The following is a 14,218-nucleotide window of genomic DNA, read 5'->3' as shown; positions in this document are numbered from 1 at the left end:
TCGTCAGCCGATCCGGACGGTGTCGTCCGCCCGGATGGTGCCGCCGCTGACCACCTGCGCGTACACACCTGCACAGGGGAGCGGGCCGCCGAAATCGGGCACCTCCACGCGGTTGTGTTCGAGCACGTAGCGGACCGACTGCGGTGATCGCGCCAGCGGGCCGTGCTCCAAGGTCGGCACCGAGCAGCGCGGCGTGGGCATGGTGGCGCGCAGCACGACCTCACCGAGGTGCACATCCGCTCCCACCCAATCGTTCTCGACGAAAGGTGGGCAGTCACGCGGTGTCTGGATGACGACGTTGGGCCGGTAGCGCAGCGCCTCGCCCTCTCCGAGGCCGATGGCGTCGAGGGTGGCGGTGGTGATCAGGTGCACGGGCGAATGGTCGACGAACGCGCCGCCGGGGGTGCCCTGGGCGATCTCGAGCAGCGCGGCCTCGATCTCGGCGTCGAGTCCGTGGGTGAGCACGTCGATCGGATCGGAGCGTTCCACCACGGCACCCGCGGATCGCTCGTCGGCCAGCAGCACGCTGCGGCCGACCAGCTTCGAGAGCCACGGGGCCGACTCGCCGACGGGAACCGTGCGGCCCCCGGGCAATGTCACCATGACGCCGTCGGCTTCGGTCGCGGCTGAACACTGCAGCAGCCGCCGCCAGAGCCGCGGGTTCTTGGCGGTGGCGACCCGCCCGGTCTCGTCGTCGATGAAGGCGTAGCGCCGGTCGCCGGCCACGCCCAGCGGTGTCACGTCGAGCGATGCGCACGTCTCGCCCAGCATCGACTTCACCGGATAGCGCCGAAGGGTGGACACCCGGCCGGTCGAGACACTGTCCGTCGTCATCACCGGCCAGCCTACGAGGTTGCGGGTTCGCGGCTGGTCAGCGGGCAGGAGCGATCGGTCGAGTGTGTATCGAGGGCGTCGAGTGTGAATACAGGGCGGCGATCGGCGCGATTTCCCGCCAGGAGCTCACACTCGGCGTACTGACCGCACACTCGGCCGGCGTCGCTGCGAGTGTCTTCAGGGATGCAGATTCCACTGGCCGCAGTCCTGAGCCAGAACGTCGTTCACGTCGACTTCGTATCCGCCGACCAGCGGTCCGGGATTCGACTTGGTGGCCACGATGCGCTGATACAGCACGGCGTTGGGATGCACCCGGTTGCCCGACCAGGCTTTGGTCTGCCACGCCCACACCCGCCCCGGGGTCCGGGAATTGCCGATGACGCCGTCGACGGCGGCCCAGTGGCACACGTCGATCCCGCCGTAGACGCCGGTGCGCTGTACGCCGAGCACGGAGTTGATCCCTCGAAACCATTGCAGCGCAACCGTTTGCCAAGTTTCTCGGCTGATGTCCTCGTCGATGGAGAAGAAGATGGGGGCGCTACGTCCCCCGCCGGCCGCGGTGTGCAACTGCCACGCGGCCTGGGCGTCGGCGACACCGCCGGCGTAGCCACGGGTGAAGTCGGAGGGCGCACTTCCGCCGGGTTTGCCGTACTGGTAGTTGCTGATGATCACCAGGCCGGCTCGGGTCAGCGATTCGGCGTAGGGCCGGGTGATCGGTTTGGCGCCGAAGTTCGTTCCGGGGCGCGACAGCGACACGTAGTTGACGACTCCGGCGTAACCCGCCGCGCGGATGTCTTCGGCGGGGATCTGGTGCGCGGCGTAGTCGATCAACATCGGACCGGCGGCCGCTGCGGTGGGTGCGCCGGCGGCCGCTGCGGTGGCGCCGAGACCGGTCAAGGCCGACGCGGCAGCGGCAAAGCGCAGCGCGTCGCGGCGGGTGACAGGGCGCGGAGGCCGAAGGCCGCGAGTCTCCGGCGAGTGCACGGCCCGATGTTAACGATGAGACTGGTGTTGTCCGGGAAACCACGCTGTGCGCGCGTGTCGGCTGCCCTGCGGCCACCTCCACCATAAGCCGTCGAGGGGGGCTTGCGGCAAGACCCCATGGACGGCGGACACTCGTTCGGCCGAGCCGCTTGTGATGGGGGAGATTCCATGCCGCAGAGACCGATACCGTTCGAGGTGTACGAGTCAGGGGAGTACCTGCATGGCACCCGCGCCGACCTGCAGGTGGGCGATCTGCTGCTACCGGGCCGCTTCTCGAACTACGAGGACGGACGCGTCATGAACCACGTCTACATCACCCAGACCTTGGACGCGGCGGTCTGGGGAGCCGAACTGGCCGCCGGGAACGGCCGCTGCCGCATCTTCATCGTCGAACCGCAGGGCCCGGTGGAAGACGACCCGAATGTGACCGACAAGAAGCTGCCGGGCAATCCGACCCGGTCCTATCGCACCCGCCAACCGGTGCGGATCGTGGGCGAGCTCACCGACTGGGTCGGGCACACCGACGACCAGCGCGACGCCATGCGCGCCGGCTTGGCCGACCTCAAGCGCCGCGGACTGGACGTCATCTACGACTGACCCCCGACCGGCGTCCGCGCGATCTGAGGCGAAGGGCACGATGGGCCGGGTGGAGGTTCTGGTGGTGGGGGGCGGACCGGCGGGCGTGGCCCTGGCCGGCGCGTGTGCGCGAAGAGGGCTGGACACCGGGCTGCTCGATCCGGCGCCGCAACGGCCGTGGACGGCCACCTACGGGATGTGGAGTCGCGAGTTGCCGCCCGACCTGCCCGCCGGGGTGGTCGCCGCCCGCGCCGCGGGGCGAGCGATCGCTCTGACCGAACACCGGCTGGGCTGGGAGTACGCCGTCCTCGATGTGCCCGCGCTGCGCGCACACCTGACCGAACAGCTCAGCGGGGTCCGGATGCATACGGGCCGCGCCGTCGGGTCACCGCGCCGCGGGGTCGTCGCGCTTGCCGACGGATCACAGCTGCACGCCTCGGTCGTCGTGGACGCCGGTGGTTGGGCCCGCCCCCTCGATCGGGGTTCGGCCCGCCGCACCCGCGCCGCACAGACCGCGTTCGGCGTGGTGCTGGACGAACAGGACGCCGAGCCGTTGGTCTCAGGTGGCGACGCGCTCTTCATGGACTGGCGTCCGGATCACGGCGAGACGGGCTGGCCCACGTTCCTCTACGTGGTGCCGTTGGGCCGCGGCGAGTTTCTTCTGGAGGAGACCTCGTTGACGCGCCGGCCGGGTTTGTCGCTGTCGACGCTGAGCCGGCGCCTGTACGCCCGCCTCGCCCACCACGGAATCGTTCCGCCGGAAGGTGTTCGCACCGAGCGGGTTTCATTCCCGGTGGACCATCCGCGACACCGCGGTCCCGGGGTGCTGGGGTTCGGGGCGGCCGCCCCGCTGACCCACCCGGCGACCGGTTTCAGTGTCGCCGCCTCACTGAATCTGGCGCCACGGGTGGCCGCCGTACTGGCCGAGCACCTCCCCGACGACCCGGTTGCCGCGCTCACCGCCGCCCAGAAGACGGTGTGGCCGTTGTCGGCCAAGGTGGTCCACGGCTTCCGGCGCATCGGACTCGAAGCGCTGCTGCGGATGCCACCGCAGGACGTACCCGGATTCTTCGAGCAGTTCTTCGCCCTACCGGAACCGCACCGCTGGACCTACCTCACCGAGCGGGAGAACCTGCGCGGCACCGTCGCGGCGATGAATCACCTGTTTCGGCTGTCGAACGGCCAGCTGCGCCGCCATCTCGTCACCTCGGCCTTCGTGCCTCCGGTGCGCTCCAACGACGCCGTCGCGGCGACTGCGCGGCGATAGGCGCGGCAGTCGATCAGACCGTGCGGGCGCTCCATTCGGCGGTGCGCTGCGCTGACGCCTCGGCGAGGGCCCGTCGGGTGTTCTCCGCGTCGAGATCCTTGCCGTACACCGGGGTCCCCGGCTGCTGGCGCCACGACTCGGCGATCGGGCCGGCATCGACGGGGTCGAAACCCAACTGGTCGACGAGATCGTGGACCAGGTGCCGGCCGGGGCCATCCGCGCCGGCGATTGGTAGCGCGATTCGACCCGGTGCGCCACTCGGGACGCCACGTTCGAGCAGATGCTTCCACCAGATGCCGTTGAACACCTTGTACACCGGGGCGCCGATCTGTTCGGCGACCCACGCGCTCTCGACCTGACCGTCCTCGATCGGGGCGATCTCGCCGTCACGCTGCTGCGGGTAGTAGTTGTTGGTCTCGATCACGGGGGCGCCGGGTCTGCGGGCATCGACGATCCCGGCGACGAGGTCGGGCACGTTCTTCTGCGGAATGCTCACGATGACGAGATCGGCGTCGGCGGCAGCGTCGCTGGCCCATACCGCCGTCGCGCCGGTTTCGGCCGCCAATTCGGTCAACGTCTCGGGAGCGCGGGAGTTCGACACGCTCACGTCGTGCCCGAGTTCGCGCAGACGTCGGGTCAGCGTGCCGCCGATCAGTCCCGCCCCGATGATTCCGATTCTCATGGCGTCCTCCGTCGCGTCGTACCTCTTGCGCGGCGCAACGCCCGCTCTCCGGGGGCTATTCCGCCCGTCCCGGGTCTCCGGGCACTTGACCGCAACCTTCCCGCGCGCCTAGCGTGAGGGCAGTCACAGTGTGAAACGTTTCAACACGGGCGGATGTGAACCGCTGTCCAGCTGCGTTGAGCACCACCGGAGACGAAGGAACGGCGCCTTGAAGGTCGCAGCCCGAGCCACCACCGGACCGCCGGCGGTGGCGACATGATCGACGCCAGACTGGACGACCTGGCCATCGAACTGCCCTCCTGGGCGTTCGGCAATTCCGGCACCCGGTTCAACGTGTTCGGCGCCCCGGGCACACCGCGCACCGTCGGCGAGAAGATCGCCGACGCGGCCATGGTGCATCGGTTGACCGGGCTGGCCCCGACGGTGGCGTTGCACATCCCGTGGGACGCCGTCGATGACTACGCCGGTCTTGCCCGCTACGCCGAGGACCTCGGGGTGCGGCTGGGCACCATCAACTCCAACACCTTCCAGGACGACGCGTACAAGTTCGGCAGCCTCACCCACACCGACAAGTGGGTGCGGCAGCAGGCCATCGACCATCACCTCAGCTGTATCGAGGTGATGCACCAGACCGGATCCCGCGACCTCAAGATCTGGCTGGCCGACGGCACCAACTATCCCGGCCAGGGCGACATCCGCGGACGCCAGGACCGCCTGGCCGAATCGCTGGCGACGATCTACCGGCACCTCGGTGACGGCCAGCGAATGGTGCTGGAGTACAAGTTCTTCGAGCCCGCAATGTACATGACCGACGTGCCGGACTGGGGTACGTCCTATGCCCATGTGAGTGCACTGGGGGACCGTGCGAAGGTCTGCCTGGACACCGGACATCATGCGCCCGGCACGAACATCGAGTTCATCGTCGCGCAACTGCTGCGGCTGGGGAAGCTCGGCTCGTTCGACTTCAATTCCCGGTTCTACGCCGACGACGACCTGATCGTCGGCGCGGCCGATCCGTTCCAACTGTTCCGCATCATGGTGGAGGTGATCCGGGGCGGGGCGCTGGACGCCGGCTCCGACGTCGCCCTGATGCTCGATCAGTGCCACAACATCGAGGCGAAGATCCCGGGTCAGATCCGTTCGGTGCTCAACGTCGCCGAGATGACCGCGCGGGCCATGCTCATCGACATCGACGCCCTGGCCGCCGCTCAGGAGGCCGGCGACGTGCTGGGCGCCAACGAGGTCTTCATGGACGCCTTCTACACCGACGTCCGTCCCGCGTTGGCGGGCTGGCGCTCCGACCGCGGGCTCCCCGCCGACCCGATCGGCGCCTTCGCCGCATCGGGCTACCAGGACGTCATCAATGCCGAACGGATCGGCGGAACGCCGTCATCCTGGGGCGCCTGAGAGGACACCATGACCAACGAGACTGTCGCCGAACTCATCTCGCGATCCAACCGGTTGGGCTCCGAGCCGAAGAACACGAATTACGCGGGCGGCAACACCTCGGCCAAAGGCGTCGAGGTCGACCCGGTGACCGGCCGACCCGTCGAGCTGTTGTGGGTCAAGGGCTCCGGGGGAGATCTCGGCACCCTGACCGAAGAGGGGCTGGCAGTTCTGCGGCTGGACCGAATGCGGTCACTGGTCGACGTGTACCCCGGCGTTGACCGCGAAGACGAGATGGTGGCGGCTTTCGACTACTGTCTGCACGGCCGTGGCGGCGCCGCCCCGTCGATCGACACCGCCATGCACGGACTCGTCGACGCCGCCCACGTCGATCACCTGCATCCCGACTCGGGTATCGCGATCGCCACCGCCGCCGACGGGCCGGCGCTGACCGAGCAGATCTTCGGCGACCGGGTGGTCTGGATCCCGTGGCGCAGGCCGGGATTTCAGCTCGGGCTGGACATCGCCGAGATCAAGAAGCAGAACCCGCAGGCCATCGGCACCGTGCTCGGCGGACACGGGATCACCGCGTGGGGTGACAGCTCGGCCGAAGCCGAGGCGCATTCCCTCGAGATCATCGAGACGGCGCAGCGCTACATCGATGAGCACGGCCGCCGCTACCCGTTCGGCGCACCGCTGACCGGGCACAGTGCCCTGCCCGACGCGCAACGGCGGGCCAAGGCCACCGCCCTGGCCCCGTTCGTGCGCGGGCTCGTCTCGACGGACCGGCCGCAGGTGGGACACTTCACCGACGATCCGCGCGTGCTCGAATTCCTCAGCTGCAGCGAGCACCCGAGGCTGGCCGCGCTCGGTACGAGTTGCCCCGATCATTTCCTGCGTACCAAGGTCAAGCCGTTGCTGCTCGACCTCCCCGCCGCAGCCACCATCGAGGACAGCAAGGCCCGGCTGGCCGAACTCCATGAGGCCTACCGCGCCGAGTACCGGGCGTATTACGAGCGGCATGCGGGTCCGGCGAGCCCTGCCATGCGCGGCGCGGACCCGGCGATCGTGCTGATTCCCGGCGTCGGCATGTTCAGCTACGGCAAGGACAAGCAGACCGCGCGGGTGGCGGGCGAGTTCTACCTCAACGCGATCAACGTGATGCGCGGCGCCGAAGCGGTGTCCACCTACGCCCCCATCGACGAGTCGGAGAAGTTCCGCATCGAGTACTGGGCACTCGAAGAGGCCAAGCTGCAACGGATGCCGAAACCCAAGCCGCTGGTCACCCGCATCGCGCTGGTGACCGGCGCGGCGTCGGGCATCGGCAAGGCCATCGCCACCCGACTGGCGGCCGAGGGCGCGTGCGTGGTGGTCGCCGATCTGGACGCCGCGAAGGCCCAGGCGGCGGCCGAGGAGATCGGCGGCGCCGACGTGGCCGTCGGGATCGCCGCCGACGTCACCGACGAGGTCGCGGTGCAGGCCGCGATCGACGCCTGCGTGCTGGCGTTCGGCGGCATCGACATCGTGGTCAACAACGCCGGTCTGTCGCTGTCCAAGGCCCTCCTGGAGACCACTGCTGCCGACTGGGATCTGCAGCACAACGTGATGGCCCGCGGATCGTTCCTGGTGAGCAAGGCCGCGGCCAGGGCGCTGATCGACCAGAAGCTCGGCGGCGACATCATCTACATCTCGTCGAAGAACTCGGTGTTCGCCGGCCCCAACAACATCGCCTACTCGGCGACCAAGGCCGATCAGGCGCACCAGGTGCGGTTGCTGGCCGCCGAACTCGGTGAGTACGGCATCAAGGTCAACGGCATCAACCCTGACGGCGTCGTGCAGGGGTCGGGCATATTCGCCGGCGGATGGGGTGCCAAACGGGCCGCGGTCTACGGGGTCGCCGAGGAAGACCTCGGCAAGTTCTACGCCCAGCGCACCCTGCTCAAACGAGAGGTGCTGCCCGAGAATGTCGCCAACGCGGCCTTCGCCCTGTGCACTTCGGACTTCTCCCACACCACCGGTGTGCACGTGCCGGTCGATGCGGGCGTCGCCGCCGCGTTCCTGCGATGAGCGCTTGCGCGAAGAGCCGAGGACAGCTTGCGGCCGTCGACCTCGGAGCGACCAGTGGCCGGGTGATGCTGGCTGACGTCGGGCGGGGTCTACTCGACATCAGGCAGGTGACCCGCTTCGCCAACGAACCGGTGCATCTGTGGAACGGCGCGCGTGCCGCCTTGCACTGGAACATCGTCGGATTGTTCGCCCAGGTCTGCGAGGGTCTGGCTCAGGCCGGCCGGGACGCAGCGAATCTGATTGGGATCGGCATCGATTCGTGGGCGGTCGATTACGGGCTGCTGCGCAACGGCAGGCTGCTGGCGCCGCCGCACCACTACCGCGACCTGCGCTGCGACGACGGCGTCGAGGCCGTTCACGCGGTGGTTCCGTACCGGGAACTGTACGCCCGCAACGGCTTACAATTCCTGCCGTTCAATACGGTCTACCAGTTGGCCGCCGATGCGAAGGCCGGCACGCTGGGATGTGCCGACACCGCCCTGCTGGTGCCCGACCTCATGGGGTACTGGCTCACCGGCGCCCGCGTCACCGAGCGCACCAACGCGTCGACCACGGGCCTGCTCAGAACCGACGGCACGTGGGACGACGACTTGATGCGGATGCTGGGCTACCCCGGCGACCTGTTCCCGCCGGTGAGCGAGCCCGGCGTCGACCTCGGCCCGGTGCTGCCCGACATCGCTGCCGAGATCGGCCTGGGCCAGGACCAGCGCAGTGGTCCGCGGGTCGGCACGGTGGCCTCGCACGACACCGCGTCGGCGGTGGTCGCGGTGCCCATGGCCGCAGAGTCCGCGGTCTACATCTCCTGCGGGACCTGGGCGCTGGTCGGCGTCGAACTGACCGGACCGGTCCTCGGCGAGGCGGCGCGCGCGGCCAACTTCACCAATGAGATCGGCGCGGACGGCCGCATCCGATTCCTGCGTAACGTCATGGGTATGTGGCTGCTCACCGAGTCGGTTCGGCATTGGCAGCGGGACGGGTCGACCGTCGACCTGGTGCGACTGCTCGACGAGGCTGCCGCCGCCCCACCGCCGCTCGACGTCTTCGACACCGAGGACCCGGCGTTCCATCCGCCCGGCGACATGCCCGGGCGGATCGCCGCCTGGTACACCGACCGCGGCCTGCCGGCGCCCACGAGTGCGGCGGAGATGACCCGCACGATCGTCGAGAGCCTGGCCGCGGCCTTCGCTCGCGGCGTCGCCACGGCGTCGCAGCTGTCCGGGACCCCGGCCGACACCGTGCACATCGTCGGGGGCGGCGCGAAGAACCGGCTGCTGTGCCAGCGGTTGGCCGATCTGGTCGGCGTCCCGGTCGTCGCCGGTCCGGTCGAGGCGACGGCCACCGGCAACGTCCTCATCCAGGCCCGCAGCCACGGAATGCTCGACGGCGATCTCGAGGCGCTGCGGGCGACGGTCGCGGCTGCCGACCTCACCGAGCGCTACCTGCCCCACCGCACCCATGTCGGAAAGGTGTGATCATGCAACGGCGACTGCCGAAGGCCCGCGATCTGGCGCCCCTCATGCAGTTCAAGAAGCCCCAATTCAATGCGAAGACGCGCCGGCTGCAAAAAGCGCTGACCATCGAGGATCTGCGCCGGATCGCCAAGCGCCGAACTCCGATCGCGGCCTTCGACTACACCGACGGCTCGGCCGAGGCCGAACTGTCCATCGCGCGGGCGCGGCAGGCTTTCCGGGACATCGAGTTCCATCCCGCGATCCTGCGCGACGTGTCCGCCGTGCGTACCGGCTGGGACGTGCTCGGTGCTCCGGCGGCGCAACCGTTCGGCATCGCCCCGACCGGCTTCACCCGGATGATGCAGACCGAGGGCGAGTTCGCCGGTGCCCGTGCCGCGGCGCGAGCGGGGATTCCTTTTGCACTGTCCACCATGGGAACCGCATCCATCGAGGACGTCGCCGCCGCGAACCCGCACGGGCGCAACTGGTTCCAGCTCTACATGTGGAAGGACCGGGAGCGTTCGATGGCGCTGGTGGAGCGGGCGGCGGCAGCGGGATTCGATACGCTGCTGGTCACCGTGGACGTGCCGGTGGCCGGCGCACGCCTGCGCGACAAGCGCAATGGCATGTCGATACCGCCGGCGTTGACACTCGGCACGATCATCGACGCCATCCCGCGGCCACAGTGGTGGATCGACTTCCTCACCACCGAACCCCTGTCCTTCGCCTCGTTGGACCGTTGGTCGGGCACCGTGGCCGAGCTGCTGAACACCATGTTCGACCCCACCGTGACGTTCGAGGATCTGGCGTGGATCACGGCGCAGTGGCCCGGCAAGGTGGTGGTCAAGGGCATCCAGACCGTCGGCGATGCCCGCCGCGTCGTCGCCCTCGGGGTGGATGGCATCGTGCTGTCCAATCACGGTGGGCGACAACTTGACCGGGCGCCGGTCCCGTTCCATCTGCTCCCCGCCGTCGCACAAGAGGTGGGGGCAGACACCGAGATCCTGCTCGACACCGGCATCATGTCCGGTGCCGACGTGGTGGCCGCGATCGCGCTCGGTGCCCGGTTCACCCTGGTGGGTCGCGCGTATCTCTACGGGTTGATGGCCGGCGGCGAGGCCGGTGTCGAGCGGGCCATCGAGATTCTCTCCGAAGAGGTCGCGCGCACGATGCGGTTACTCGGGGTCACGTGCCTCGAGGAGCTCGGGCCGCACCACGTCACCCAGCTGGTGCGGCTCGCTCCGCGTCCTCACGTGATAGACCAGGTGAGGAACTAGGCGGGCCACGCCACGAGGAGCGCGTCGATGGCAGCGGGTATCCGGGATGTCGCGGCTGCGGCGTCGGTCTCGGTGGGCACGGTCTCCAACGTGCTCAATGCCCCGCACAAGGTGGCGCCGGCCACCGTCGCGCGCGTGCATGCGGCCATCGCCGAACTCGGTTTCGTCCGCAACGACGCAGCGCGGCAGTTGCGCGCTGCGCGGTCGCGCTGTGTCGCCCTGCTGGTCCTCGACGTCGGCAACCCGTTCTTCACCGACATCGCCCGCGCCGCGGAAGAACGTGCCGCTCAACAAAATCTGATCGTCCTGCTGGGTACCTCCGACGACGATACGGCGCGCGAACGCGCCTATGTCGACGCGTTCGACGAGCAACGGGTGTACGGCCTGCTGGTGACACCCGTCAGTGACGATCTGGCCCGTCTGCGCACGATGCGCTCCCGGGGGACGCCGGTGGTACTCGTCGACCGGGACGGCACTGGAACCGAATTCGACTCCGTAGCCGTGGATGACGTCGCCGGTGCGGAGCTGGCGGTAGGTCATCTGTGTCGAAGCGGGCGCCGGCGCATCGCCGTCGTCGCCGGCCCGACCGATCTGCGCCAGGTGCGCGACCGACTGGTCGGCGCCCAGCGCGCCATCGCCGATCAGCCGGGCGCCCGGCTCGAGGTGATCGAGTGCCCGGCCCTCACGGTCTCCGACGGCCGCGCGGTCGGCGAGACCCTGTGCGCCCGGCCGGCGCGGCAGCGGCCGGACGCGGTGTTCTGCGCGAATGACCTGCTGGCCATCGGTGTCCTGCAGGCGCTGACGCTGACCGCCCGGCTGCGCGTCCCCGACGACATCGCACTGGTCGGATACGACGACATCGACTTCGCCCGGTCGGCGGTGGTTCCGCTGACCTCGGTTCGCCAGCCCCGGCATGCGATCGGTACGACAGCTGTCGACCTGCTGCTCGCGGCGAACGAGGCCGGACTGGATCATGAGCCCAGCCACATCGTGTTCCAGCCGGAGCTCGTCGAGCGGGCGTCGTCGACCGCCCGCTGGTGATGATCAGAGTCGGAACGTCGTGGTTTCGGCGACCGGCCGCCGATCGGCCGGCGGTAGCGGGTCCGGGTTGGGCTGACGGCCGATTCGCAGCAAGGCCTGCGGATAGGCCTCGCCGTCGAAGACGTCACACGCCAGGGCCAGCCGATCACGGGTGTCGCTCAACGGCTCGGTCAGCGGGCAGGTGGCCAGACCCAGAGCGGTCGCCGACAGAGTGAGGTCGCTGAGCGCTTCACCGGCCCGCAGCCGCAATTCGTCGGTATCGCCGCCGGTCGCCAGGACGAGCATGGTGGCGTCGTCGTCGTGGTCGCCCGCGCGCTGCGGGTTGTCGGAGTCGGGATAGCGCAGCGTGACTTCCTGCGCTCCGGTCCGGCCCCATCGGTCGGTCGGAACCACGGCGACCTGGACGCCGACTCGGGCCGCATGGACAACCAGGAGTTCGAGGGTGCCCGCGGGCAGCGCGCCGCGGTACGGTCGCCGATCGGTCCTTCGGCGCGCTATCGCGCCGGCCAGTTCCACGATGCCCTCACCGGGCGCTCGTCGGTCGAGTTCCATCACCGCGAGCACGCCGTCGCCCGGGATGCGACGGATGCGGGCGGCCCAGCCGGCCGCGCCGAGGGCCACCGAACAGTGGTGCAGCACAGCGCCGCAGCTGAGCACCACGTCGCGGCGATCGGAGTCGGTGTCGCCGAGTCGGCGATTCCAGTCCGCCATCAGATGGACACCGCGGCGGTCGACAAGCCACCGCCAGGGCTGAGCATTGCGCGTGGACGGCGAGCGCGCCGCGAGGTCCAGCGCACGCTCGAGCACGGGGACATCGGGGAATGCGGTGGCCATCTCTTCACCTCCGCCCGAAGTCGGCGACCGCAGACAGTCTAGGAGCCACGCAGCGAACCAATTAATGACGCGGGCGGCATTATCTTCGGGCAACCACCTGTGACCGCCGCCACTGACAAGGTATGTTGTCACCGCGCGCAGCGCGGGGCCGAGGGGGACGATGAAGCAGGTCGAGCGAGCGAGAAGCCGTCGAGAGGTCTGGGCGTTGCGCAGCGGCGTCGCGGCAGCTGCCCTGTGCGCGGGCATGGCGTTGGCACCTGCGGCAGGGGTGGCATGGGCGGAGACCGCTGATTCCACGAATGCGGTGTCTGCGTCGGGAGTCTCGGCGGGCCCGGCCGCCACCGGACCGGCCGCCACCGGTTCCGCGAGCCGTACCGGCGTCGAGCGGTCGACCGCGAGCCGCCGAGCGGATCAGACGGAGACGTCGAACTCGGTCTCCTCAGCCGCCGGAGATGCAAAAGAGCCGGACCGCGCGGGTGCCCGCCAAGCGGCTGCCGATCGCGGCAACGAACTTCGGGTCACCGACACCGGCGAGTCCCCGCCCGCCCGGCTGTCGGCGGAACCGACGGCGCCCACCCGGGAAACTCACGTCGAACCGCTGACCGCGAGACGAGCCGACGAACCGGCGGCCACCGCGGTGGGCGTCGTCGACACCAGACCCGCCCCGCCTCAACCGCTGTCACCGATCGCCGAACTGATCGATGCGCCCGGCCGGGCCGTGAACACCGTCCTGCAGGCACTGGACCTGACCGCTTCGACGAGCGGCCCCGAGAGCCCGATCAGTTTTGCGCCGATCAACAGCGTGGTCTTCGGCACCTTCCGGGAACTGGAACGGGCAGTGGGTCTCTGGGAGACGCCCCCGACTCCACCCGCCCTCCCCCCGCTGACCTACACGGGTCCCACCACCCGGCCGACGCCGACCGTTGCCCAATTCCTCGACGCCTCGTCGGCCGCCTACGTCCTGGGATCCACTCCCGGCGGGATGAAGCCGTTCACCGTCAACGGGTTTCAGATGTCGGCCACCAACATCCTGACGGGGATGGCCGCCGACGTATGGGTGACGCCGCAAGCGCAGATCATCATCGCCTATCAGGGCACCACGGGTGGGACGAATCTGCTCTTCAACCCGTTCATCGCGATCAGCCAGATCATCGCGGACCTGCAGATGATCCTCACTCCCACCACCCCGCCGGGGTTCTACTCCGCCCTGGACTTCGCCCGGCAGGTGCAGGCTCAGGCCGCGGTGCTGGGCTACGACCCGGACGATGTGTTCGTCACCGGGCACTCCCTCGGCGGTTGGCAGGCCCAATTCGTGGCACAGCACACCGGACTGGCCGGCATCGGATTCGAATCGCCCGGGATGAACACCACCGTTCCGGGCAACGGTGCGGACGCGATGTTCGTCAACATCGCGACCTACGGTGACACCGCGCCGTTCATGTCGACCGATCTGCCCGGCCTGGAGCCGATCGGGTCCGACTATGTGCCCGGCGGCGGAAACAAGCCGCACTACGGTCCGATCGTCATGATCGGCGACCCGGCCGCCATGACCCCGCTCTACAACGCATCCGCGCTGTGGGGCACGAGCCTGCTCGGCAGCCTGGTCTACTTCGTGGACTTCTTCGGCAATTTCTTCCAGTACCACCTACCGCCGGTGCAGGCCTACTACCTCGGCATCGCGGTCGACCCCACCGTGTTGCCGTGGCTGGGCTCCCGTCGCGGTCCGGTCCTCGCCGGCTATGGGAACTTGACCATTCCCCAGCTGCTCCAGGCGGCGTCGGACGACGGAATCCTGTTCCGGCCCTGACGGCTTGTCGAA

The 14,218-nt window shown here is 69.2% G+C and carries 11 protein-coding genes and 1 pseudogene; 8 read left to right on the top strand and 4 right to left on the bottom strand.

The genetic code is table 11. The features are described from left to right. Positions 1–3 precede the first annotated feature (3 nt). Together ACN27E_RS17530 and ACN27E_RS17525 are read right to left on the bottom strand one after the other, a co-directional pair. On the bottom strand, positions 4–834 hold the full coding sequence (locus tag ACN27E_RS17530; protein WP_422743360.1) for an MOSC domain-containing protein: 831 nt from the start codon (positions 832–834) through the stop codon (positions 4–6). Between the two features lie 177 nt (positions 835–1,011). Further along, positions 1,012–1,818, bottom strand: a complete 807-nt coding sequence (locus ACN27E_RS17525) for a DUF1906 domain-containing protein (protein ID WP_422743358.1) — start codon at positions 1,816–1,818, stop codon at positions 1,012–1,014. Positions 1,819–1,986: 168 nt separating this feature from the next. On the opposite strand from ACN27E_RS17525, the gene arr reads away from it, so the two are divergent. Both arr and ACN27E_RS17515 read left to right on the top strand, forming a co-directional pair. Continuing rightward, on the top strand, positions 1,987–2,415 hold the full coding sequence (gene arr, locus ACN27E_RS17520) for an NAD(+)--rifampin ADP-ribosyltransferase (RefSeq protein WP_422743357.1): 429 nt from the start codon (positions 1,987–1,989) through the stop codon (positions 2,413–2,415). Positions 2,416–2,455: 40 nt separating this feature from the next. Then, a complete protein-coding gene (locus tag ACN27E_RS17515; RefSeq protein WP_422743356.1) occupies positions 2,456–3,661 on the top strand; it encodes a lycopene cyclase family protein in 1,206 nt (401 codons plus the stop codon). A gap of 13 nt (positions 3,662–3,674) precedes the next feature. Here ACN27E_RS17515 and ACN27E_RS17510 read toward each other — a convergent pair. Beyond that, positions 3,675–4,352 (bottom strand): annotated as a pseudogene (locus ACN27E_RS17510) (NADPH-dependent F420 reductase); the annotation flags it as partial. A 246-nt stretch (positions 4,353–4,598) separates the two neighbouring features. Here ACN27E_RS17510 and rhaI point away from each other — a divergent pair. Genes rhaI through ACN27E_RS17485 form a run of 5 tightly spaced genes read left to right on the top strand, consistent with a single transcriptional unit; the run spans position 4,599 to position 11,565 of the window. Continuing rightward, entirely contained in the window at positions 4,599–5,750 is a 1,152-nt protein-coding gene (gene rhaI, locus ACN27E_RS17505) for an L-rhamnose isomerase (protein WP_422743355.1), read from the top strand. A 9-nt stretch (positions 5,751–5,759) separates the two neighbouring features. After that, positions 5,760–7,796 carry a bifunctional aldolase/short-chain dehydrogenase gene (locus ACN27E_RS17500; protein ID WP_422743353.1) on the top strand — a complete coding sequence of 679 codons (2,037 nt, stop codon included), beginning with the start codon at positions 5,760–5,762 and terminating at the stop codon, positions 7,794–7,796. Further along, positions 7,793–9,268 (top strand): rhamnulokinase, encoded by a 1,476-nt coding sequence (locus ACN27E_RS17495; RefSeq protein ID WP_422743352.1) that lies wholly within the window; start codon positions 7,793–7,795, stop codon positions 9,266–9,268. Before ACN27E_RS17500 ends, ACN27E_RS17495 begins: the two co-directional genes overlap by 4 nt. A gap of 2 nt (positions 9,269–9,270) precedes the next feature. Then, the gene (locus tag ACN27E_RS17490) at positions 9,271–10,524 is read left to right on the top strand and encodes an alpha-hydroxy acid oxidase (protein ID WP_422743351.1); all 1,254 of its coding nucleotides are present in this window, start codon (positions 9,271–9,273) and stop codon (positions 10,522–10,524) included. A 27-nt stretch (positions 10,525–10,551) separates the two neighbouring features. After that, on the top strand, positions 10,552–11,565 hold the full coding sequence (locus tag ACN27E_RS17485) for a LacI family DNA-binding transcriptional regulator (protein ID WP_422743350.1): 1,014 nt from the start codon (positions 10,552–10,554) through the stop codon (positions 11,563–11,565). Between the two features lie 3 nt (positions 11,566–11,568). Here the strand turns inward: ACN27E_RS17485 and ACN27E_RS17480 are convergent, their stop codons facing one another. Continuing rightward, a complete protein-coding gene (locus tag ACN27E_RS17480; RefSeq protein ID WP_422743349.1) occupies positions 11,569–12,399 on the bottom strand; it encodes a nitroreductase in 831 nt (276 codons plus the stop codon). Positions 12,400–12,559: 160 nt separating this feature from the next. Here ACN27E_RS17480 and ACN27E_RS17475 point away from each other — a divergent pair, with 160 nt between their 5' ends. Continuing rightward, the gene (locus ACN27E_RS17475) at positions 12,560–14,206 is read left to right on the top strand and encodes a hypothetical protein (protein ID WP_422743348.1); all 1,647 of its coding nucleotides are present in this window, start codon (positions 12,560–12,562) and stop codon (positions 14,204–14,206) included. The last annotated feature ends 12 nt before the right edge of the window (positions 14,207–14,218 follow it).

Origin of the sequence: Mycobacterium sp. WMMD1722 (genome assembly GCF_049315205.1) — a bacterium.
In the GTDB taxonomy this organism is placed as follows: domain Bacteria; phylum Actinomycetota; class Actinomycetes; order Mycobacteriales; family Mycobacteriaceae; genus Mycobacterium.
The sequence above is the reverse complement of the archived record's forward strand: the minus strand, read 5'-3'. Positions and strand labels throughout refer to the sequence as shown.